This window comes from Embleya australiensis, from assembly GCF_051903075.1.
GTDB lineage: Bacteria > Actinomycetota > Actinomycetes > Streptomycetales > Streptomycetaceae > Embleya.
The window spans coordinates 150,488-171,774 of the sequence record NZ_CP182422.1; the positions used below are offsets into that span (position 1 = coordinate 150,488).

26 protein-coding genes are annotated in these 21,287 nt (G+C 70.6%); 17 read left to right on the top strand and 9 right to left on the bottom strand.

Annotation, left to right across the window (positions count from 1 at the left end):
- Positions 1-163: 163 nt before the first annotated feature.
- From ACMXN5_RS00640 to ACMXN5_RS00650, 3 genes are all read right to left on the bottom strand, one after another.
- The gene (locus tag ACMXN5_RS00640; protein ID WP_439673463.1) at positions 164-406 is read right to left on the bottom strand and encodes a hypothetical protein; all 243 of its coding nucleotides are present in this window, start codon (positions 404-406) and stop codon (positions 164-166) included.
- 61 nt (positions 407-467) lie between these two features.
- Positions 468-821: a hypothetical protein gene (locus tag ACMXN5_RS00645; RefSeq protein ID WP_439673464.1), complete on the bottom strand. Its 354-nt coding sequence runs from the start codon at positions 819-821 to the stop codon at positions 468-470.
- 582 nt (positions 822-1,403) lie between these two features.
- On the bottom strand, positions 1,404-2,036 hold the full coding sequence (locus ACMXN5_RS00650) for a TetR/AcrR family transcriptional regulator (protein ID WP_439673465.1): 633 nt from the start codon (positions 2,034-2,036) through the stop codon (positions 1,404-1,406).
- A 118-nt stretch (positions 2,037-2,154) separates the two neighbouring features.
- Here ACMXN5_RS00650 and ACMXN5_RS00655 point away from each other — a divergent pair, with 118 nt between their 5' ends.
- The 4 genes from ACMXN5_RS00655 to ACMXN5_RS00670 all read left to right on the top strand — a co-directional run bounded on the left by ACMXN5_RS00655 (position 2,155) and on the right by ACMXN5_RS00670 (position 5,015).
- On the top strand, positions 2,155-3,696 hold the full coding sequence (locus tag ACMXN5_RS00655; protein WP_439673466.1) for a purine-cytosine permease family protein: 1,542 nt from the start codon (positions 2,155-2,157) through the stop codon (positions 3,694-3,696).
- Positions 3,693-4,511: an MBL fold metallo-hydrolase gene (locus ACMXN5_RS00660; RefSeq protein WP_439673467.1), complete on the top strand. Its 819-nt coding sequence runs from the start codon at positions 3,693-3,695 to the stop codon at positions 4,509-4,511. Before ACMXN5_RS00655 ends, ACMXN5_RS00660 begins: the two co-directional genes overlap by 4 nt.
- Before the next feature lie 163 nt (positions 4,512-4,674).
- A complete protein-coding gene (locus ACMXN5_RS00665) occupies positions 4,675-4,842 on the top strand; it encodes a hypothetical protein (RefSeq protein ID WP_439673468.1) in 168 nt (55 codons plus the stop codon).
- Positions 4,839-5,015, top strand: a complete 177-nt coding sequence (locus ACMXN5_RS00670; RefSeq protein WP_439673469.1) for a hypothetical protein — start codon at positions 4,839-4,841, stop codon at positions 5,013-5,015. The genes ACMXN5_RS00665 and ACMXN5_RS00670 overlap by 4 nt, the downstream gene beginning before the upstream one ends.
- Positions 5,016-5,075: 60 nt before the next feature.
- Here ACMXN5_RS00670 and ACMXN5_RS00675 read toward each other — a convergent pair whose 3' ends face one another.
- Positions 5,076-5,198 (bottom strand): hypothetical protein, encoded by a 123-nt coding sequence (locus ACMXN5_RS00675; protein WP_439673470.1) that lies wholly within the window; start codon positions 5,196-5,198, stop codon positions 5,076-5,078.
- A 97-nt stretch (positions 5,199-5,295) separates the two neighbouring features.
- Here ACMXN5_RS00675 and ACMXN5_RS00680 point away from each other — a divergent pair, with 97 nt between their 5' ends.
- The 9 genes from ACMXN5_RS00680 to ACMXN5_RS00720 all read left to right on the top strand — a co-directional run bounded on the left by ACMXN5_RS00680 (position 5,296) and on the right by ACMXN5_RS00720 (position 15,017).
- Positions 5,296-5,682 carry a hypothetical protein gene (locus ACMXN5_RS00680; protein WP_439673471.1) on the top strand — a complete coding sequence of 129 codons (387 nt, stop codon included), beginning with the start codon at positions 5,296-5,298 and terminating at the stop codon, positions 5,680-5,682.
- A gap of 102 nt (positions 5,683-5,784) precedes the next feature.
- The gene (locus ACMXN5_RS00685; protein WP_439673472.1) at positions 5,785-6,408 is read left to right on the top strand and encodes a S1 RNA-binding domain-containing protein; all 624 of its coding nucleotides are present in this window, start codon (positions 5,785-5,787) and stop codon (positions 6,406-6,408) included.
- Positions 6,409-6,455: 47 nt separating this feature from the next.
- Positions 6,456-6,992, top strand: a complete 537-nt coding sequence (locus tag ACMXN5_RS00690; protein ID WP_439673473.1) for a hypothetical protein — start codon at positions 6,456-6,458, stop codon at positions 6,990-6,992.
- A 59-nt stretch (positions 6,993-7,051) separates the two neighbouring features.
- The gene (locus tag ACMXN5_RS00695; protein ID WP_439673474.1) at positions 7,052-7,528 is read left to right on the top strand and encodes a hypothetical protein; all 477 of its coding nucleotides are present in this window, start codon (positions 7,052-7,054) and stop codon (positions 7,526-7,528) included.
- A 1,900-nt stretch (positions 7,529-9,428) separates the two neighbouring features.
- Positions 9,429-9,791, top strand: a complete 363-nt coding sequence (locus ACMXN5_RS00700; protein WP_439673475.1) for an acyl-CoA dehydrogenase — start codon at positions 9,429-9,431, stop codon at positions 9,789-9,791.
- Positions 9,792-10,137: 346 nt separating this feature from the next.
- Positions 10,138-11,130, top strand: coding sequence for a terpene synthase family protein (locus tag ACMXN5_RS00705; protein ID WP_439673476.1), 993 nt, complete (start codon positions 10,138-10,140; stop codon positions 11,128-11,130).
- 35 nt (positions 11,131-11,165) lie between these two features.
- Positions 11,166-12,503 carry a cytochrome P450 gene (locus tag ACMXN5_RS00710; RefSeq protein WP_439673477.1) on the top strand — a complete coding sequence of 446 codons (1,338 nt, stop codon included), beginning with the start codon at positions 11,166-11,168 and terminating at the stop codon, positions 12,501-12,503.
- Between the two features lie 281 nt (positions 12,504-12,784).
- Complete coding sequence (locus tag ACMXN5_RS00715; protein ID WP_439673478.1) at positions 12,785-13,339, top strand: hypothetical protein; 555 nt, start codon at positions 12,785-12,787, stop codon at positions 13,337-13,339.
- 406 nt (positions 13,340-13,745) lie between these two features.
- Positions 13,746-15,017, top strand: coding sequence for a hypothetical protein (locus tag ACMXN5_RS00720; protein WP_439673479.1), 1,272 nt, complete (start codon positions 13,746-13,748; stop codon positions 15,015-15,017).
- Positions 15,018-15,340: 323 nt separating this feature from the next.
- Here ACMXN5_RS00720 and ACMXN5_RS00725 read toward each other — a convergent pair whose 3' ends face one another.
- On the bottom strand, positions 15,341-16,606 hold the full coding sequence (locus ACMXN5_RS00725; protein WP_439673480.1) for a PP2C family protein-serine/threonine phosphatase: 1,266 nt from the start codon (positions 16,604-16,606) through the stop codon (positions 15,341-15,343).
- A 646-nt stretch (positions 16,607-17,252) separates the two neighbouring features.
- Positions 17,253-18,536 carry a WD40 repeat domain-containing protein gene (locus ACMXN5_RS00730; protein WP_439673481.1) on the bottom strand — a complete coding sequence of 428 codons (1,284 nt, stop codon included), beginning with the start codon at positions 18,534-18,536 and terminating at the stop codon, positions 17,253-17,255.
- A gap of 217 nt (positions 18,537-18,753) precedes the next feature.
- Here ACMXN5_RS00730 and ACMXN5_RS00735 point away from each other — a divergent pair, with 217 nt between their 5' ends.
- Positions 18,754-18,915: a hypothetical protein gene (locus ACMXN5_RS00735; protein ID WP_439673482.1), complete on the top strand. Its 162-nt coding sequence runs from the start codon at positions 18,754-18,756 to the stop codon at positions 18,913-18,915.
- 269 nt (positions 18,916-19,184) lie between these two features.
- Positions 19,185-19,307, top strand: coding sequence for a hypothetical protein (locus ACMXN5_RS00740; protein WP_439673483.1), 123 nt, complete (start codon positions 19,185-19,187; stop codon positions 19,305-19,307).
- A 132-nt stretch (positions 19,308-19,439) separates the two neighbouring features.
- Here ACMXN5_RS00740 and ACMXN5_RS00745 read toward each other — a convergent pair whose 3' ends face one another.
- The 3 genes from ACMXN5_RS00745 to ACMXN5_RS00755 form a co-directional block, all read right to left on the bottom strand.
- Complete coding sequence (locus tag ACMXN5_RS00745; protein WP_439673484.1) at positions 19,440-19,865, bottom strand: OsmC family protein; 426 nt, start codon at positions 19,863-19,865, stop codon at positions 19,440-19,442.
- Positions 19,866-20,046: 181 nt separating this feature from the next.
- On the bottom strand, positions 20,047-20,370 hold the full coding sequence (locus ACMXN5_RS00750) for a hypothetical protein (RefSeq protein ID WP_439673485.1): 324 nt from the start codon (positions 20,368-20,370) through the stop codon (positions 20,047-20,049).
- An 8-nt stretch (positions 20,371-20,378) separates the two neighbouring features.
- The gene (locus tag ACMXN5_RS00755) at positions 20,379-20,729 is read right to left on the bottom strand and encodes a DUF6461 domain-containing protein (RefSeq protein ID WP_439673486.1); all 351 of its coding nucleotides are present in this window, start codon (positions 20,727-20,729) and stop codon (positions 20,379-20,381) included.
- Positions 20,730-20,761: 32 nt separating this feature from the next.
- Here ACMXN5_RS00755 and ACMXN5_RS00760 point away from each other — a divergent pair, with 32 nt between their 5' ends.
- Together ACMXN5_RS00760 and ACMXN5_RS00765 are read left to right on the top strand one after the other, a co-directional pair.
- The gene (locus ACMXN5_RS00760; protein ID WP_439673487.1) at positions 20,762-20,956 is read left to right on the top strand and encodes a hypothetical protein; all 195 of its coding nucleotides are present in this window, start codon (positions 20,762-20,764) and stop codon (positions 20,954-20,956) included.
- Positions 20,953-21,153, top strand: coding sequence for a hypothetical protein (locus tag ACMXN5_RS00765; RefSeq protein WP_439673488.1), 201 nt, complete (start codon positions 20,953-20,955; stop codon positions 21,151-21,153). The genes ACMXN5_RS00760 and ACMXN5_RS00765 overlap by 4 nt, the downstream gene beginning before the upstream one ends.
- Positions 21,154-21,287: the final 134 nt, after the last annotated feature.

A 21,287-nucleotide genomic window follows, 5' to 3' on the forward strand; every position in this document is an offset into this window, starting at 1 on the left:
GGGTTCGGTGGCTTGGACCACAACGACCGCCCCGCGGTCCGTATCCGCAGGATCCCTCGCCCCTGCCGCCTCCCCGAAACGCGACGCTGTTTCCCGGATGGCACCGTGAGGGCGGACCGGGCGAGGAGTTGCCGCCCCTCGCCCGGCCGCTACGACCATCGGGTCAGTTGCACGGCACCCGCATCTTCTTCCACTTGCCCTTCACCTTCACCTCGACGTAGCACTTGCGGGGGCCACCGTCGCCGTCGTCCGAGGCGGCGGAGGCTGACACTGTGGTCCCCGTCGAGTGCGAGCCGACGGCGGAAGCGGTGGAAGTACCCACCGCGGTGAACGTGCCGACGGCCAGGGTCGTGCCGATCAGGAATGCGGTCAGGCGGAGCCGAGGCCGTGCCGTGGTATCGAACATCGATGGTTCCCTTCCCGGTAGGCGCCGGCTTCGCAGTGAAGCCGGCCAGGGCGAGCCTCCATCACGGCGGTCGTCCGTGACAGTGCACGGTGTGCACTGTCACGAAGCGCGCTGTGACTGTGCGTGGTGTCAGCGAGGTGGATGTCGGCACGTACGGTTGTGGTTCTCCTCCGGGTGAGCCGGGGTTCGTCGGGTCGGCCGCGGGGACACGGCTGTCGGAGCGGAAGCGATCGATCTCCCGCGGGCGTCGGGTGAAGGCCGCGCGCGCGGCCCGGGAGACGACCACCCCGATACGCCGGAAACCTTGAAGTACCTTCACCTGGCCGAGGTGCAGACCGCCCGGCGTGACCGACGCGTCGTCGACCACGTGATCCGCGACCTCGAAGAGCTCCCGCACATTCAGGACGAACGACACGGTCCGAGCTACCGCATGAGCCGGGACACGGCGGCATTGCTCGCACGGGTGCGCCACCACCGAGAGGCGATCGTTTCGGCGAGCCGCCCCTCGGACCTGCGCCGATCCCCGAAAGCGATCACGGCACGGGGCCGAACCACCGCCGAGCCGCGGCTGCGCCCGGCACAACGCCCGGCCCGGCTCGTGACCGAGTGGGCACGGAGGCGAGGCAGGAAACGAAGCTCGGACTGTTTACGGCCGTGCTGGGCCGAATGTCGAGTCCGCAAGGGCGAGAAGGCGGGCCGCTTCGATCCCCGGCCTCATCCCAACCGGCTTCATCGGGTCGGGACAGTACCGGTCCCGCCATCCGGGCCCGGATGGTTTTCGAGGATCACTTGACCGCAGCCGGAGCCCGCCTGACGCGAGACGAGCTCAGGCGCGCGGCGGCAGGCCGTCGATCACGGTGGCCGTTGCGGAGGCGGGTCGGTCTTCGCACATGGTGATCACATCGCCGCATTCTCCGAACCACCGTGCGGTGTCCACCGCTTTGCGGTCCCCCGCGGGCCGGGTGGACGTGTCGCGGCCCGGAAGAGCGCGGACCCCTCACCGGTCGTGTGCGTCGGCCGCGCGATGGTGAAGGGTCCCGGACGGGAGGTCGACTTCGCGTTCGACCGCGTCCCAGACCAGGGCGTGGACGTCGCCGTAGGCGGTGTCGGCGCGCATGGAGATCTGGACGAGGACGCCGTCGACGAGGACGAGAATACGCAGGGCGGCGGCGGCGGGATCGGGGACGCGGAAGACACCCTCGTCGTTGCCGCGCCGCAGCAGGTCGGCGAGGACGTCGATGCCGGCCTTCATCTGCCGATCGACTTCGTCGGCGAGTTCGCGACGGCGGGGGGCCGCGACCCAGGCGCTCATCCAGATGCGGGCCTTCGCACTGCCCATGCCGAGGGACCTTTGGACCAGCGCGCGCAGCGCGTCGACGGTGGGCAGCGTGCGGCAGATCTCCTGATCCTGGGCGTTCTGCACGTCGGCGATCTGCGTGAACGCCGCGACGACGAGGTCGTCGACGGTGGCGAAGTAGTGATGGACCAGCCCTGACGTCACTCCGAGCGTGTCCGCGACGTCGCGGGAGGTGATCCGGTCCAGGCCGACCGTGTCGGCAAGCGCGAGCGCGGCGTCGACGATCTCCTGACGGCGCTCGTGCGGCGGCAGGCGCGCGCCCTTCTTCGACATGCGCTCAGTGTATTGACGGTTTGCTTGATTGCGGTGCCTCCCTTGACCGACTCCCGCCCCTTGGTTGAGTATCTGCTCAACAAGTAATTGAGCACAAGCTCAACAAGGAGGTGGGGGCATGGCTCTTCCGGACTCGACCGAGATACCGGGCGACAGACGCCACGAGGGTCGTACGAACGAATCCGTCCACGGCCGCTCCGCTCCGCCGCCCGAGCACTCCACACACGTGGGCGGCGCGGCGCGGCAGGACAGGGTCGGGCGGGTCGAGACCAGGGGAATCGACTACGTACCCCCGGCGGAGCGGCACGGCCGACCCTTCGACCTGTTCCCGGTGTGGATGGCGTCCAACGTCGGCTACCTGTACCTGCTGCTGGGCGGCATGTTGTCCGTGCTGGGCCTGTCCGTGGCGCAGGCGTTCGCCGTCCTGGTCCTCGGCAGCCTGTTCTGGGCGCTGGTGGGCCTGCTCGCCGTCAGCGGCCCGGCGTCCGGGACGCCGAGCCAGGTCGTCAGCCGCGCGATGTTCGGCGTCCGCGGCAACCGCGTCTTCGGCGCCGGCTCGCAATGGCTTGTCGCCGTGACGTACGAGGGCATCAACCTGGCCATCGGCTCGCTCGCGGGCTTCGCCCTGCTGGAGTCCTTCGGCGTCCACCCGACAGCCCCGGTCAAGGTGGCCGTCACGGTCGTCATCGGCGCGGCCACCTTCGCGCTTGCCCTCTACGGCCACGCGACGATCGTCCGCACGAGTGTGCTGTTCGCCGTGGTGCTGGGCCTGAGCGCGTTGATCCTCGGCGGCTTCGTCGCCCGGCACGCCGACCTCGACCCGGCCGGATTCACCCCGCCGGCCGGTCACGACCTGTGGGTGTCGGCTCTGATCGGCTTCACCGTGATCGCCGCCGCGCCGCTGTCGTGGTCCAACGGAGCCGACTACGCCCGCTACCTCCCCGCCGACGTGTCCGCGTGGAAGGTCGCCGCAAGCACCGCGGCCGGCGGCTTCGTCCCGTCCGTGGTCATGGGCGGCATCGGCATCCTCGCCGGCACCGCCGTCGACATGAGCGACCCGCAGACCGCGATGAGCGCGATCGTGCCGGACTGGTTCTACACGGTCTTCCTGGCCCTGATCGTCGTCTCCTCGGTCACCAACAACGTCATGACCACGTACTCCTCAGGCCTGTCCCTCCAAGCACTCGGGCTGCGCATGAGCCGCAGCCGCTCGGTGGTCATCGACGCGATCCTCGGCGGAGCCCTGTGCGCCTACGCCCTGCTCTCACCCGACTTCATGACCGCCCTGAACGACATCCTCACCCTCACCGTCACCTTCCTCGGCCCCCTGATGGCCATCTACGGCGTCGACATCGTGATGCGCCGCAACGCGTACGACGGCATCGCCCTCCACCAGGAACACCCCGGCGGCGCCCACTGGTACCGCAACGGCTACAACCCGGCCGGGATCATCGCCCTCATAGCCGGCACCACCGCCGCCGTGCTGTTCGCCAACACCACCGTCCTGGTCGGCCCCGGGGCCTCCGCCCTGGACGGCCTCGACCTCTCCGCTCTCCTCGGCCCCGTGGTCGCCGCCGTGATCTACGCCATGCTCGGCCGGTCCAGCCGGGCCCTCGAGCCGAATCCCCAGTCCCCATCGCACCCGAAAGCCCGCCCGTGACGCACCCTTCCGCCCCCCGCCCACTGCCCGTCGCGGAGCGCTGGTTCACCGCCACCGCCGTCGACGACCGCATCACCTTGATCCGCGAACCCCACGTCCACCCCTTCCTGCAAGCCAACATCTGGCACATCCGCGGAAGCGAACGCGACCTCCTCGTCGACGCCGGCCTCGGAGTGGCCCCCCTGCGCCCCGCCTTTCCCGACCTCTTCGCGGACGAACCGATCCTCGTCCTCACCCACGCACACCTCGACCACATGGGCGGCGCCCACGAGTTCACCGACCGCCGGGCACACCACCAGGAGAACACCGTCCAGCCCCCGCGAGGCTCCCTGGCCGCCACCACCCTCCTCGACGAGCTCGGCATGGCCGCCGAAGACACACCGGACTCCGCGCTACCGGACCTGTTGATCTCCGCTCTCCCGCACCCGGGCTACGACCCTTACACCTACCGCCTGCATCCGGCCCCGGCCCACCGCCACCTCGCCGACGGCGACACCATCGACCTCGGCGACCACCGGTTCACCGTCCTGCACCTGCCGGGCCACAGCCCCGGCAGCCTCGGCCTGTACGAGGCCGCCACCGCCACCCTCTACTCCGGCGACGTGGTCTACGACGACGAACTCCTCGACGCCCTCCACGGATCCGACATCACCGCGTACCGCGCCACCATGACCCGGCTACGCGAACTCGAGATCGACATCGTCCACCCCGGACACGGACCATCCTTCCCCGGCGAACGGCTACGCGAGATCACCGACGACTACCTCGCCTCCCGCACCCCGGCCGTCGGCCCCCCGGCGCCGCCCGCGGCATGACCGCGGATCCCTGATACTCACCCGGCCAAGCCGGCCGCCGCGCCGTACTCGGGCGTCGGCGGCGACGCCGGGTGCGACCGCGCCCTGGCGGGCGCCCCCGACCGGCCCGATCGGCGTCCGCCTCGGCGCACGGCGAACCTTCGGGAACACGGCCGGAACCCGAGTGGTCGCCACCGTCCAGGCATACGAAGAGCACGGCGCCGCGCTTCAGTTGGCCAAGACCCGCGCCATGCCGTCCGGCTGTGCGGACCTGCCCGTGCCGTGGGCGGGTGCCACCGCACGCTTTCGTGCCGTCGCCTCCCCCGCCGTCGGGGACGAACACTCGGCATGACCATCGTCACGAACCAGAGCGGCGCCACCAGGAGCGTCGACTCGATCTTCGTCCGCATCGGGCCCCACCTCGCCACCGTCACGCTCCCGGCCGACGCCGGCCTCGACCCCACCACCTCGGACCGACTCGGCCGCCGCGCAGCGGAACACCTCCGACACGCCGGCCGCGACTGACCGACGCACACATCTCGCACTCGACTGCCCATCTGTACGGACGGGGATGCGTCTTCGATGTCAGGCCCAGCCGAACTCGCTGTAGAGACGGCCGGGTTGGATGGCTCGGACCGCGGCGCGCGTGTAGTCGACGGTCGGTGCCACCAGCCGCAGCCGAGACATTTGTCGGGTGTTGATGCTCACCCTCACGCAGTGCGGACTCGGGCACGAAGGTTCGGCAGGCGCGGGCTACGCGCTGTCGGCGCGTCATGTGATCTCGAATCGGCGCGATGATGCGCTTGTGCGAAATCTCGATGTCTCCTTCCTGTGGCGCCTGTTGATCGAGTCGTTGACCACGCTTGCCGCGGATCCCGCCGACCAGCTTGCCTGGCTGGACGAGTACGGCGTGGGAACGGACGAGTTGGCGTTGGACTTCGATCACGCCCATCGCCTCGTCCCGAGTCTCGTGGAGGCAGGGCGCCTCGATGGGGAGGTCGTGGCCGAACTCCGCAGGATCGATGTGCTGTTCGAGGGCATGAGCGGCCGGGAGAACGTCGGGCGTCGGACTCGCGAGGCCCTGCTCGCCGACTCGGGATGGGTCGAGATCCGCACGTCGTCCCGCCGGCTGCTCGCCGGCCTCGTGGGCGACTGGCGCCTGCCGATGCCGGTGGTCTGTGTGGTTCGTTGACCGGTGGGAGAGGTTCGACGAGTCGGGCGACGCCGGCTTGGCCCTCGGCGGCGGTGAGTCGGTTCTTGAGGCGGTAACTGCCCGGCGTGAGAAGCTCGGCGCATGGCCGAAGCGACCGAAGAGCGTCCTGGAGGAACATCGCACCGGCAAGGCGGCGCTGCCGGCCCGGCATCCGGCGACGCCGAACGCGACGCCGTCCGGGCATGGTTGGCAGGGCGCCGCCGAGGTGAGGTCCTCACGGGAACCGTGGCCTCGATCGAGCGGTTCGGTGTCTTCGTGGCCCTCGACGGCAGCCCGAAGCACCCGGTCTTTCCCGGCGTGGGCTTCATCACGTTCCCCGAGCTGTCGTGGAAGCACTTCGACGACGCGGAGCGGATCGTTCACGTCGGTGAACGCATCGCCGCGGAGTTCCTCGCCTTCGACACCCACTACGACGAGGCACGCCTGTCGCTGAAGGCCGTCGCTCCGGACCCGTGGCGGATCTTCGCCGACACCCACGCGGTGGGAGCCAGGCTTGCCGGAACCGTCACGAAACTGGTCCCCTTCGGTGCGTTCGTCCGCGTCGGTGACGGCATCGAAGGCCTCGTCCCGCTCGACGAACTCGCGCCGACACCGGTCCGACAGCCGAGTGACGTCGTGCAGGTCGGCGACGACGTCACCGTCACCGTCACCGTGATCGACATTCAGCTCGAACATCGGCGGATCGCCCTCTCGCTCGTCCACTGACTCCTGGCCCGTGCGCAAAGGTGCCCCTATGGGTTTCGTCAAGGGAAATGGGGCTGCGTTCGGGGTGGGGAGCCGGGCAACATGGTGGTGTGCCCGATCTGCTGTGGGATGACGTGAAGTGCTTCTTCGATCCCGACCTGATGGGATCCCTCCCGGACATGCGTGTCCCTGACGCCTCGGTGGAGGACTGGCAGACGGTCCTGGATCTTGTCGAGGCGGGGGGTTGGGAGTGCCGGTACTCCGAAGGCGAGACGGTGCTGCCGATGCCTCGGGCGAGGGCCGTGCTGTCCCGCCCGCGCGACGCCGAGTGTCCGAACCTGCGGGTCTGGCCGACGGCTGGTGTGTTGGCGATCTTCCGTTTCCACGCCCACGACGAAATCGACTTCGACGTCGACCTGCGGGAGTTGCGGGGCCAGGAGCGACTCGATGCGTTCTGCGGATTTCTGCGGGAGATCGGGCGGGGTTTGGGCAAGCCCGTGCTCATGGACCCGGAGGGCGACCACGGCCATCCGGTGCTCGGATTCGAGGTCGGGGCCGACCGGGTCGTCCTCCTGACCGAGCCGCCGGCCATCTTCCAGCGGTAATTCGCTCCGTTGCCACAGCCCGCCGAACCTCTGTCACCTCGCGCCGCTACGTTCCTGCCATGGGCTACTGGGGCTACATCGTCGTCGCCAAAGGCGACCACACACTCGCCGAGCATCCTGCCGTCGCCGCGTTCGGCAACGGCGTCCTGGACGACTATCCCAGGGGCTCGTGGCGGGAGATCTGGATGTATTCCCGTCCCGGCGACGACGCCGATATCACCGCCGTGGTCGCCGCGACCGGCGCGCCCGCGATGGCCTTCTACGTCATGGCCGACGACTGCGCGATCGGCGAAGCCGCCACACCCTCCGGCCTGCGCTGGGACGGCGTATTCACCGAGGAATGCATCCTCGGCGACTACCCCGACGCACTCCCCACCGACTACCGGCGCGAACGCGCCGTCGCCGGAGCCGTCGCCTGGGCCGCCGAAGCAGGCCTCACCGCCGACCCCACCGGCATCGAGCACGCCTTCGCCAGAGGCTGGCTGCACCACCTCTACGACGCGGTGGGACTCCCCGGCGTCAGCTACCCCGATTGAGCCCATCCTCTCGGAAAGCGCTGCTTGCGGTACCGCTCGGCTCCCTGCGGCGGGCCAACACCGTCCGCCCTCTAACCTCAGGTCGACGTTCGCCGGATACCCGGCGTCGACCTCCCGCGCGGTCCTCGTCAGCAGCGCCCGGTAATCCGCCACCAAGGCCGTCGCGTCGGCCGGGATCCCGACCTGCTCGCAGAACCCCGCGACGTGCGGCGCGCACTCCTCCCCACTCATCAACTGGCAGTACAGATCGGCGCAGGAGTCCGAACCGACCACCGCCACGTCCCCGCTGCGCATGAACGTGTCAGGCGACCGGTCCGGTTCCGCGAGTTCCCGCGTTGCCGTGTCGTCGCCGACGGGATCGGGTGCCGGCACCGCGCAGGCCCGAATGCGCGGCCTTCACGTATCACGCACTCCGTACGCCGTCCCTACCTCAGGGCGCCGGCCCTGCACCACCAGCCCAGAGTGCCTGGAACGGCTGGGCGGATTAGGCCATTCGAGTTAACGCTCTGCAGGGCTCTATCCGTTCGACGGGCTCGGTGCTGGTCTGAATGTGTCGGCACCTCGACACCATGAGGGTGAGGTGATCCTTCGTGAACAGCACGACGACGGCCCGGTCCGGGGTGTCCCCGCGCGAGTCGCCGTCACCGCAGCTCGGACAACAGCTACGTGCGTGATCGACGAGGCGGAACACCGGTGTTGCCACTTGCGGCTCCGAGCGCCGCCGCGGGCACCTCCCCTCCGGTCCGCGATGTACGAAGCGGAGCAGCCAATCGGCTGTCGTCAGCCCATCGCCGATCCGACGTCGTGTCCGCTCCCCGACGCGTTCGCGTCGGCCGTAACGGGGCGTCGATGCAAACAACGACAGCCATAGCCGTCCTCGCCACCCAACTGGGCAGCGACGACACCGCCCGCAACCCCGATCGTCATCCAGGGCGGGCAGGTCCGCCGCCGCACCCGGTGCGCGCCGGCCACGCACAGCCTTCCCCGTCGCGCCGAGGCTCTCCGCCCCACCGACCCAGGAAGACACGGAGGCATCCGATGACATCACGCCGTATCGGCATCCTGGCAACCGGCGCCTGCATCTTCGGGACGGTACGCACGAACGAAAACTTCGCCGCTTCGGCGGGCATGGACCCCGCCTGGGTCGAGCGACGCACCGGCATCGTGTGCGCGAGCCTTCACGTCGAGGGCGTGGAACGCGGCGTGTTCCCCTTCGTGGTGCCCCTCAGCGACACCGCCGGACCCCTGCCGGGCGTGCGGATGTCGGCGCCCGCCGAGATCCCCCTGGCCCCCTTCGACTTCGACTACGCTCTCGCCGGCTTCGACCACGCGCGGCTGCCCTTCACCGCCCGCGCCGCCACCGCCCTCGCGCTCGCCCACGCCGACCGACGCCCCACCATGGCCCGTATCGCCCCGCGGACGGGCCCGCTCGCCTACCGCACTCGGCGCCGCGCGCTCTTCGTCGCCCTCGCCGACTCCTATGCGGCCACCTGCCTGGCGAACGACGCGGGACGCGCCTGGTACGGCCCGTCCGAAGCCCGGGCCGACCCTCACGCAGCGGCGGTGGGCACCATGACATGGGCACCCTGGGCGCCCTGGGCACCCACCGACCACACCCTCGCCCTGACCAAGGTGCTGACCGTGTGGACCGCCGAGGAAACCACCGCCGAACGCCGGCTGCGCTGTGGCGTGGCCGGCGAACTCACGGTCAACCGCTTCCTCTCCTACCAAGGGCTCGGTCACGTCTTCAACGACGCGGGCGGCAACAGCCTGCTCATCGTCCTGGACACCGCCCCGCCGCCGTCGCGGGATCTCGCCCTGACGGACCCGGAACTGTGGCTGTACCTGGCCCGCGCCCGGGAGTACCGCCTCGTCGCCTTGCTGCGCAGGCGCACGGTGGATGCGGGTGCGGAGACGGATCCCTTCTCGGCATGGAATCCGATGCTGCACACCGCTCGCCACCACCGCGGCGGTCACCGAACCGAAGGCACGCGCCCTGCCGCACACCCTGGCTACGGTGTACGCCCTGGGCCGGCTCGACCGAGAGGCGGGTCGACTGATCCGCGACGGACTCATCGACGCGCGTCGTTTCGACCTCCTCGACGACACGCTCGACGCCCGGTGCGACGATCTCGCCGCGCATACGGACACCCTCGTCGAGGCGTTCGGCTACCCGCAGGTCGCGACGCGGGCCCCGATGGGCCGGCCCGGCGGGTATGCCACGCACTTGGCGAACGAGTTGTCCTGGGCACGGCGAACGTGAAACCCGCACGCGGCGCGCGGGGCGCGTTGTGCGCGGGCCCGTCCCGTGTCGATGGTGGGGACGCTCCGCCATGCCACCGATCGCCCGCAGCGAGCAGGCCTGGGCCCACGTCCGGCACCCGGGTTCTGCTTCATCTCGCCCCTCGGCCCGAGGAAGTTCGGTACGCCTGCGCCCGATTCGGTACGACCGACCCGCGCCTGCGGCCAGGAGCGAACACGACCGTCCACGACGACATGCCGTGCGAGCCCGCCCCGACACCGGAGCGTCCGCGAGACCGGCCGATCCGCAGCCGCGGGCCGGGCGCCCCCACCATGACAAAAGCACGGCGTCGACCGAGGGAGCCGACATGCCCCAGGACTTCGACATCGACCTTCCGTTCCCCCCACACGTCGGTCCGGATCGGGACGCCGCCCGCACCCGCAGTCTCCTGTGGGCACAGCGGCACGGACTGATCACCAACGCGAACGACGAACACCGTTTCCTGGAATGGGACATCGCGGGACTGATGGCCCACTGGCTGCCCGCCGCGCAGGGCGCCGCGCTGGACCTGGCCGTCGACGCCGTCGTGGTGGCCACCATCCTCGACGACCAGTTCGACGGGGACCGTGCGAACCAGCCGGAACGCATCGCCGCGGGGTGCGCGGACTTCCTCCGGCTCATCCGCCACGGGACGACACCCACGTCCCCGCGACCGCTCGTGGCCGCCTTCGCCGACGTGTGGACGCGCCTGTGCGCCCAGGCGTCGACACCGTGGCGCGAACGCACATCCACGCACTGGCAGTGGTACCTGAACGCCTATCCGGCCGAGGGCCGCAATCGGGCCAGGCGCCACGTCCCCACCATCGACGAGCACTTCGCACTGCGTCGCCGTTCCGGCTTCGTACACGCCATGCTCGACCTGAGCGAGAAGGCGTACGGGTTCGAGAGCTCCCCCCGCGTCCGCGACATCCCCGAGGTGGGCCGAATGATCGACATCACCGCGGACGTCGTGGACACGCTCAACGACGTCCACTCGCTGGAGAAGGAGGAGTCCCGCGGCGACGTGCACAACCTCGTCCTGGTGATCGAGAACCAGATGCGGCTGCCTCGCGATCGAAGCCTTCACCGGGTGCGCGAGATGATCCGCGCGTGGTGTGGAGAGTTCCTCGCCCTGGAGCACCGGCTTCCTGCGCTCGCCCAGGCCCATCACCTGTCGGCCGACGAGTCGGAGCAGGCGCGTCGCCTGTGCGTGTGCATGCGCTCGGCCATGTCCGGCTATCTGGAGTGGAGCCGGTGCTGCCGCCGCTACTCCCACCCGGTCCCACCGGATCGACCGGCCTACCCCACCGATCTCCTGTGACCCGCCCCCATCCACCGCGCAGGCAGGACGAACCCATGCCGATCACCTTCACCGCAGCGACGGCACCCGGCGCACTGCCCCTCATCGGTCACGGAAGGCAACTGATGAGGGATCCGATGGCCTTCATGGAATCCCTCTCGCAGTACGGCGACCTGGTGGAGATCCGCATCGGAGCCCACCGCGCCCACGTCCCCTGCCACCCGGAGCTCCTGCGAACGGTGCTCAACGACGACAAGACCTTCGACAAGGGCGGCCCCTTCTTCGACCGGGCCCGCGACATCGTGGGCAACGGACTCTCCAGCTGCCCACATCGGGACCACCGAAGGCAACGCCGCCTGCTCCAGCCCTCCTTCAGCCGCACCCGGTTGCGGGGGTACGGCACGATCATGGAGCAGGAGATCGCCGCCATGACCGGCTCCTGGCACAACGACCAAGTCGTCGACGCCTACCCGACGTTCTTCGACGTCTTCCTGCGCGTGGTGACACGTTCGCTCTTCTCGGCTCACGTGGACGACGCCACCATGAAGGAGATCCACCGAACCTGTGAGATCGCCGTCGACGGCATCGTGCCACGGTTGTTCATGCCGCCCAGGTGGCAGGACCTCCCGCTCCCGAGCAATCGTCGATACCGGCACGCGCTCTCCGGCTTTCACGCGATCGTCTCCCGCCTCATCGCGCAATACCGCCGCGACGGCCTCGACCACGGGGATCTGCTCTCGACCCTCGTCCACGCCAGTGACCAGGACGGCCAGGCGCTCGACGACACCGAGATCCGCGATCAGATCATCACCATGATCATCGGTGGCAGCGAGACCTCTGCGGCAGCGCTGTGCTGGTCCCTGCACCTCCTCGCCCGCCACCCGGACTGGGCGCGCCGGCTCGACGCCGAGGTCGCCACCACGCTGGGCGGCTCCGCCGCCGGCCACGACGACCTGCCCGAACTCGCTCTCGCCGCACGCGTGGTCACCGAGACCCTGCGCCTGTATCCCCCGGTCTGGCTCACCACGCGCGTCACCACCGCACCGGTCGAACTGGGCGGCTTCCGACTTCCGGCCGGGGCAACGATCGTCTTCGCGCCCTCGGCCGTGCACCGCAACCGACACAGCCATCACGACCCGAACGCCTTCGACCCCGACCGCTGGCTCCCGGAACGCTCCGCCGATCTTCCGCGCGGCGCCTACATGGCATTCGGCGCAGGTGCGCGCAAGTGCATCGGGGACGTCTACGGCCGGGCCGAGACGGCCATGGCTCTGGCCACCATCCGGAGCCACTGGCGAATACGGCCGGCCGACGGCACCGACACCCGCCCCCAACGCCTGACCGTCGTCTACCGCCCCCGCCGCCTGCTGCTGCGACTGTCCGCCACCGGATGAACCCGGCCGCGTCCACGTCGGCGAGGGCGCGGGCGCGCATTGCCGCCGCCGCGGAGACCACCTTCGCCATCCGCGGGTGCAGCACCCTGGAATACGACGCCCAAGGCAAGACCACCAGACAACGCGACTTCCGAAACCCCGCACCGTTTGCGGGCGTTGGCAGCGCACGCGAGGCGTGAAACGGTGCGGGCCCACACAATCCGTAACCCGCGGCGCCCCGGTCGGCCGGGCCCACGCGTTCCCGACCGTGTCTCATCCGGGTGAGGAGTCCATCTCCGTGGATGATCAATTCGAATTCCTGGGTTCCATGTGACCCCGAGGCCCTCGCCGCCGCACCACGCCGATGGTTGCTGGTGTACGTCGGCAACCAGTACGGCCGCGACCCCGCGTTCACCACCTTCTTCGCGCCCGCCGCGCGGGTACACCCACACCGGGTCGCCGGAAAATGGACCCGGACCGACGCATGGCCGCACGTCGACTTCATCGGCCGCGTCGGCTACCCGGTGGGCCGGGAACTGCACCGACAGGGCGTCGCCTCCGTCCTGCTCACCCCCGAGCGATACTCCACCGTCGGAGCCGTCGGCCAACGACTCTTCGAAGCCGTCCTCGCCGGCTGCCTCCCCATCGGACCCGCCACCATCCGCGGCATCCACCGAAACATCCCCCGCGCCCTCGTGGCCGAGGATGGCGCACAGGTCGCCTCCCTCGTGGGCATCCTCACCTCGGCGTCCCCCCGAACCCGGTCGAAACTCCTCACCGAATGCCTTCGACGCCTGGACCCGTTCCGGGTGACGGCCCAGACGACCATCGTCAACGCCCTCCTGAAGTCCCCGTAGGCGACACACCTTCGGGGGGCCCACCCGAACGTGCCCCCGGACGGAGCCCACTGCGGTCATGATCGTTCGATCCCCACCGCAGGAGGACCGCATGAGCACCGGCAGACAGAAATTCCGCGGGCATAGCCGGGACCGTAGGCCCACCCACCAGCCCAAACGCCCGACCTCACCCAGCCGGGACCGAACCTCCGCCGATGTCGTTACAAGCCGTTCCGATCCTGCTCAGAGGCCGTAATGGGCCACCGGATTCCGGGTGCCGCCGATTCCCTTCCCCAGAGGGTTTGTCCCGGTTTGCCGACATTGACAGGGGGCGTGGCAGCGGTCGTCCGACGTTGCGGCGCGATGGTCGCCGGCCTCACTCGGGTGGGGGCTTTCGGGCGGTGTGCGCCGTGGCGATAGTGAATCCATGGCGGATACACACTGTTCCTCCCCTTCGGCCCATACCGTGCTGGGCGACCTCGCCATGGAGCAGTTGCGCGCGACGGTGCGGTGGGCCACCGCCTGCCCGGACCTGACGGTTGCGTGCGAGTCGTGGCTGAAGGCCACAGCCGTACACGAGCCGCCGAACCGGATCGTCGCGGGCGACATGGTCGAGTTGCCGCTCATGACCAAGACACAGGCCATGGAAGCGGCCTCCGAGCACCTGCGGGCCCGGCCGGGACAATATCTGCTGAGCAGCGGAAGCACCGGCCGACGCACGGTTCGCGCACTGGCGGCACTCGACGACTACAGCAGCTACGAACACACGGGCAACCGGCCGCCGCTCCAGGCGGGGGACGTACTGCTGAACTGCTATCCGGCCGGCGGCGCCTACCTCCACACCGAACGCCACGCCGAAAGGCGCGGCATTTATACCGTCCCCGCCGGCTCCGATCTGCGCCAGGTCGCCGAAATGGCCGATCAACTCCGGGACATCGGAGTAACCGTGGCGGCCGGCTATCCCCGCACGCTCGCGACCCTCGCCGAGCACCTCCTCGACCAGGGGGCTCCGCTGAACCTGCGCGCAGCCCTGTGGACCGGAGAACACATGACCCCGGGCATCCGCGCCGCCCTGCGTGAACCGAACCCCCGCATCGAACTGTGGGGTAGCTACTCGTCCTCCGAATCCGGCTGCGTCGCCGTCGGCTTCCCCACCTGCACCCCCGGCACCTTCCACCTGTGCCCGAACCAACTACTGGAACTGTCCCCCGCCGCATGCCTGTTGACCCGCGCGGCCGAATCCGGCACCGACCGACCCGCACTGCGCATGCCCCTCGGCGACACACTGGCCGCCGTCCGATGCGACTGCCCGAACCCGCGTCCGGCCGTACGCGTGATCGAACGCACCGACCGAACCATCCGACTGCACGCCACCGACCTCCCGATCGACAGCCTCTGGCTCGCCGCAGCGGACTCCCCGGAAATCACCGGAGCCCAACTACTCGCCGTCCCCGCCGATCCGACCGAACCCGAGGGCACCATGCTGCGCCTGGGCCTGCGGGTGCAACCCCGGGCCACACGAGCCCCCGACCCGGTCGGCACGGCACGACGAGCCGCGGACCGCACACTCGCACGCCACCCGAAACTCCGGGCCCTCGTCTCCCACACCCCCGACGCCCTTTTCACCGAGGCCGCCCTGCTGGAACTGCTGAGCACGGGCAAGACCCGACCCCTCGTGATGCTTGCCCCCGACCTTTGACACCTGCCGGTGTCAAGACCCGGCCCCACGTCCAGCGGGTGGACAACACACGGTGGCGGCTCCACACCGGCGCCGTCCGATCGGCGACCACCACCGATGGCGACGTCCGGGTGAACCCGACCCGCGAGGCGCTTGCCGGCGTGACCACCTCCTCGCCCCGCCCGCGCCTGAGCCCTGCCGTCGTCGCCTGCCACCTGTACGACGAGCGGACCCCGGCGGACGAGGAGACGGCCCTGTCCCCGCGTCCCACAGCCCGGGCCCGCGAGCACTCCGGCGTCCGCATACGGGGCGTCGCTTCGCCCGCGGATCGGGTGTCCCCTGCGTCAGCGCGGGAGGCCCACGAGCGCGGCGACCTCCGGGTCGGGCCGGGAGCCCGGGCCGATCCATTCGCACAGCAGCACGGTCGCGTCGTCGCCCAGGTGTCCGTGGTGGTGGTCCATGACCGCTCGAACCAAACGGCGCAAGGTCTCGGGCACGGGAAGGCCGTCGGCGTGGTGGCGGACGAGGAAGTCGAGGAAGCGGTGCAGGCCGAATTCGGGGCCGCCGGGGCGGCGGGCCTCGGTGATGCCGTCGGTGTACAGGACCAGGCGGTCGCCGCGCTGCAATTGCTCTCGGCACAGCGTGGTCTCCAGGCCCAGTGCGGTGCCCATGGGGTGTCCGGGCGGGCAGTGCAGCAGGGTGATCCAGCGTCCGCCGCGGATGATCACGGGTGGGTGGTGGCCGCGGTTGATCCAGGTCAGTACGCCGGTGTCGGTGTCGAGGTCGGCGAGGATGCCGGTGGCGTAGCGGGTGGTCCCGAACTGTTCGACGATGGCGTTCTCGACGGCTTCGCCGAGTTCGATCAGGGTGGCCCCGCGGCGCCGGGTGGCGCGGCAGGCGCCCATGGCGAGGTTGGCGGTGATCCCGGCGGCGGTGTCGTGGCCCATGGCGTCGAACAGCGACAGGTGCAGCACGGGTCCGGCGAGGGCGTAGTCGAAGGCGTCGCCGCTGATCCGGTAGGCCGGTTCCATCACGCCGGAGACGACCACGCGGCCGTCGGCGTAGGTGGCCGGCGGCATCAGGTGCCACTGCATCTCGGCGGCGATGTCCATCGGTCGGGTGCGGGTCAGGCGCGCGTGGAAGTCGCTGGTGGACCGCTTGCTCGCGACCAGCAGCGCGATCAGCGCGGCCAGCGCGTGCACGTCCTGTCGGGTACGCCGGTGCTCTCCGGTGGCTTCGGTGCTCACCTGCAGCACGCCCAGGCGCTCGACACCGTCGACCAACGGCACCCACCACGGCCCGCGCGCCGGGTCGTTCGGAGTCGCCGACAAGACCTTGCCGAGTTGGTACGTCCGGCCCGCCACGGTGCCGTCGATCCGCATCCTCGTCTCCGCACTCGCGGTGTCCGGGTCGGTGGTCGGGTCGTCGCGGGTCAGCAGTTGCAGCGCCTCACGCTGCACATCGGCGAGGTAGACGAGCACCCGGGTGAAGCCCGCGCCCCTTGCGTACTCGTTCACCGCCGCCGGCAAATCCTCGAGCGGCATCAAATGGCTGGCCTCCAGCAGGCCGGACAACATTCGCCCACATCGCGTGTCCTGGTCGTCGTCCACGAAAACGTTCCTCCCGCCCGGCCACCGGCACGCTGCGAGCAGAGCAGCCTTGATCCCTTCCCCCTTCCCTCACCGCGCCCGTCGACGCCGTCGGGACAGATGTCTTGACGGCCGTCGGACGATGCCCCGACCGCAAGCAGTCCGGGCGAGTCACCGGGCGGCCAGGCGTACGGTGGGTGTGGCCGGACGGTTCGCGTGGCGCCCCGATACGCGAGCTGCCGGATCTCCGCGCGGAGGACGGCGCCGTCGGTGCGGCCCTCGTTCCACCGCTGGTGTAGGTGGCCGAGGTAGGGCGGGGCGGAGCGTGCCGCAGCTGCGGGCAGCGCACGGAACTGGAGGCAGCCTGGCCGCCCGCGCTGGTGGTGCGAGGCTCCCGAGGGGTCGCCTGCCCTCGGTGCACGTTTCGCCGAGGACGCTGAGCCTCATGCCCGCGACACGGTCGCGTACAACCAGCACCGCACCGCCCGCAACAGCCCGCTTCTGGCGCCCCTCGGGAAGGATCCGCACCGAGGCGTACGCCAGGTCGCACAGGGTCTCCCCGCCGCGCCGTGGTGGTGTCGGTGCGGCCGGTGGTGATGTCTGGTGGCGGGGACGGGTTGTCGCCGGTGGGGAGGCGTCAGGTCTTCGGGTGCAGGGTGGGGAGGCGTCAGGTCTTCGGGTGCAGGGTGTGGACGCGGATCCCGGCGGTCTCGGCGACGGCGAACCGGGTGCCGTCGGGGGAGAACGCGAAGCGCAGGACGGTGTCGGGGTCGTGGGCCAGGCGGTCCGTGATCGGGCGGCCGGTGGCCGGATCCCACAGGCGCACGCCGCCGTGGATGCCGCTGGTCGCCAGGAGTGTGCCGTCCGGGGAGAAACGCATGAGCCGGACCTCGCCGGTGTGGCCGTCGAGCGGTCGGCCGCTCCGGTCGCGCAGACCGTAGGGGTCGAACAGGTGCACGGCACCGCCCGAGGCCACGGCGAGCACCGTCCCGTCCGGGGACAGTTCCACCGCCTCGACCCGGCCGGGGACCGCGAAGGGCTTGCCGACCACGCGCAGGGAGGCCGGGTCCCACAGGTCCACTCCGGAGACCTCCGAGACGGTCACGATCAGGTCGCCGTCCGGCGCCACCACGACGTGTGAGATCTGCTCCGGCCGCGAAGGCGGATAGCTGTCGCGTGGATTCGGCACGTTTTGTGCATACGGGCTCCGGGCCTCCGCGAGGGCTTGCCCGCGGTACACGAACAGGGTGCCGCCGATCGCGAAGGCCCGGCACCGCCGGTCCGACGAATACGCGATCGGGGTGAGCGTGTCGCCGGGCTGTACCACCGCGGTGCAGGTGATCGTCTCGTAGTCCCGCTCGTCGACCCAGGGGCTGCGGACCTCCACCCTCCCGTTCCCGTCGGGCAGCGTCACCCACACGGCGACGGAGCCGTCACGGTCGACCTGGACGTACCCGCGCTCGCCGACCTGGCGCTGCGCCGCGGCGCGCCGGTCCGTCCAGGAGGTGTCCGCGAGCCGGTCCCCGGTCTCCAGGTCCACGACGGCCTCCTCCCCCGCCGCCGTGCCGATGTACAGACGGAAGGGGGGCCGACCGAAGACCGCGATCCACGCCGGGGGGCCGGCGAAGCCCGCGAGGAGGTGGTTGCCTCCCAGTCGGCCGCGACCGTGCGGCGCGTCGACACGGCGGGCGTTGCGGGCCTGCGCGGCACGGGTGCGGGCCTGCTGCCAGAGCCTGGCACGCTCGGTCGGGACCCGGCACGAGGACAGCAGTTCGTCCAACGGGCCGGCCTGGGGAATCGCGCCGGCCCGCCAGTTCGCGATGCTGTTCTCGGCGATGCCCGCGGACCTCGCCAACGAAGCCGCCGATCGCGTGCGCAGCGCCTCGTCCAGCAGCGCCGCCAACACCGCGGTGAAACCCTCCGGCGTGTCCACGTCCTCCAGATCCGCCACGGCGCACCCCTCCCCCGGTGTTGCGCCGCAACTTGCGCCCCCAACCCCGCCCACGAGCCTAGAGCCGCCTCCGCGCCCTCACTCGTCATTCCCCCAACTTGCGCAGGTGCGAGGCGACTTCGCGCAGGATGCACGGTCCTGCGGCGGCGCCCGCCTATCAAGGAAACACCGGAGGCACTCGCCACCGGGAACCGCCCGCAACCCTCGGAGGGACGCCATGACCTTCGTCCGACTGCTCCTCGAACAGGCCACCATCGGCCTCGCGGCCGGCCTGCCCTCCGCACTCGCCGCCGCCTTCGCCCCCTCGGCCGCCCGCCGCCTCGCACGACGCCGCCGCGCCCGCCGCCACACCCGCTCGGAAGGCGAACAGGCCGCATGACCCACCGCAGGGCAACACGCCGACCCCGACGCCCTACGTCCCAACCTCCGGGCCGCCCCCACACGTAACCCCCTACCGGTCGGCCCCTTCGCGACGGCACGGGGACGCCGGCCCGCGGCCGGACCTGCCGAGTGGGGACCGATCCACAGCGGTTGCGGCTCCGTGGATCGGTCGCCCACAACGGAATGGTCCCGCGACGTCCCGGGCGATCCGGCCTCGGCGCGGACGCCGGGTCTTGTTGCACCATCACGCCCGCGACCCTGCCCACGGTGGAGCGCCGCTGCCGCTACTTCACCGACATCGCCGCCCACGCCCTCGTCACCGGGCTCCTCGTCGGCGGGCGCACCACCCCCGAACGACACACACTCGCCACCCGCTGCGCCATCGCCTGACCATCGGCGAGGCGCGGCCCGGACCAGGCAACCGGTCCGGGAGTGCGGGTGGTCCTGAGCGTGCGTGCCCGAGGCCGCCGCGCTGCGGGGCGCGGCGGCCTCCGGCCCGGGTGTGGCGGGCGGGGCGGGAGTTCAGGCGAGTTCGGCGGTGAGGGTGATGGTGGTTCCGGTGAGGGCCTGGCTGACGGGGCAGTTGGCCTTGGCGTCCTCGGCGGCCTTCACGAAGCCCGCCTCGTCCAGACCCGGCACCGTACCGACGACGGTCAGGTGGATGCCGGTGATGCCGGTGCCCGGCTGGAAGGTGACGTCGGCCTTGCTCTCCAGCTTGGTGGGCGGGGTACCGGCGCCGGTCAGGCCGTGGGCGAGTGCCATGGAGAAGCAGGCGGAGTGGGCGCCGGCGATCAACTCCTCGGGGCTGGTCCTGCCGTTCGCGGTCTCGGCGCGCGAGGGCCACGTGACGGGAAATTCGCCGATGCCGGAGGAGTCGAAGGTGACGAGCCCCTTCCCGTCGAGGAGGTTGCCCTCCCACTCGGTGTGTGCGGTGCGCGTGGTCGCCATGATGAGGATCCTTCGTCGTCGGTGACGGGTGTGGGCCGGTTCAATCCCACCACATCGCGGGCACGCTCCGTGGCCGGTCGGTGACCCCTGTCGGGTGAACAATCGCAACGAGCCGGCCGTCCGGGACCACGAACTCCGACGCGGACCCGCGCGCTTCGAGCACGACGCCCTCACCGGGAGGTCACGGTCGGTGTAAGTGGGCTCTGTGGCAGGGGCGGTGGTCGGCGATGGGGGATGACAGCTGCACGAGTACGCCGAGCACGGCCTCGGCGATGCCGGCCCTGTTGCGGGCCCGGACGAGGTACGGGGACGTGTACACCGAGATGGTCCGCACACTCGCCCCGGCATGACCGAAACCGGCTTCCGCTCGATCGAGCGTCAGCCGTCCCCGCTCGGCGCGCGGGAGAACCGGTTCATCCCGGCCCGCGAACTCCGGGTCCTCGCCGCCGACGGGCATGCCGTCCTCGTCGTGGTCGTCGTCGGGGTCGAGTCCGATGCGCCGCATGGCATCGTTCAGCCGGTCGGGGTGGAGGCCGGATCGTTGGTCAGCTCGAACTCGCCGAAATACGTCCAGGTTGCGCCGTCGACGACGTGCCGGAAACGGCAGTGGGCCAGGACGTTCCGGTTGAACACGACCACTTCCGTCCCCACGGACAACTCGTGCAGGAGGTCCACGAAACCCTCGAACCCGTTGGGTTCGAAGGCCAACAACCAATCTCCGCCCAGGGAATGCACACTCAGCAGGTCGGGGCCGTCGCGCTCCTCGCGGCGCGTCGAACGCGCCGACCCGGGGTCCGCGCCCAGGTCCTGGAGGCGGCGCGACGCGCGGGAATCGAGCGGGTGGTTCTGGCGAGCAGCAACCACGGGATCCGGTACGCCCCGACGGCCTCTACGGGGTGAGCAAGGTGGCCGTGGAGGCGCTCGGACGGCTGTACGCCGACAAGTTCGGTCTGTCCGTGGTCTGCCTGCGCATCGGCAGTTTCGTACCCGCGCCCGCCGAACCCCGGCACCTGGCGACCTGGTTGAGCCCACGCGACGCCGTCGGCTACTTCCGCGCCGCGCTGACCGCACCGCGCTCCACCGCTTCGTGACGACGTACGCCGTCTCCGCCAACACGCGCCGCTTCTGGGAACTCCCCGACCCGGCGGAACTGGCCTACGTCCCCGTCGACAACGCCGAACTCCACGCCGAAAAGATCCGCGGGACACCTCTCGCAGCCGATCCGACGGCCCCCCGGGCCGGCCCTTTCGCCGAGCCCGAATCCACCTTCGAACACCTTCGCCCCTGACGCACTCGCCGAGCGGTTCGGCACGGCGGCGGGCGGTGGTGATCGGTGGACGACGCCGGCCGCCGTCGACCGTCGACGTCGAACGGATCGGCGAGGCGGAGGCGTCGATCCGGGGGTTGGCGGCCTGTGTTGCC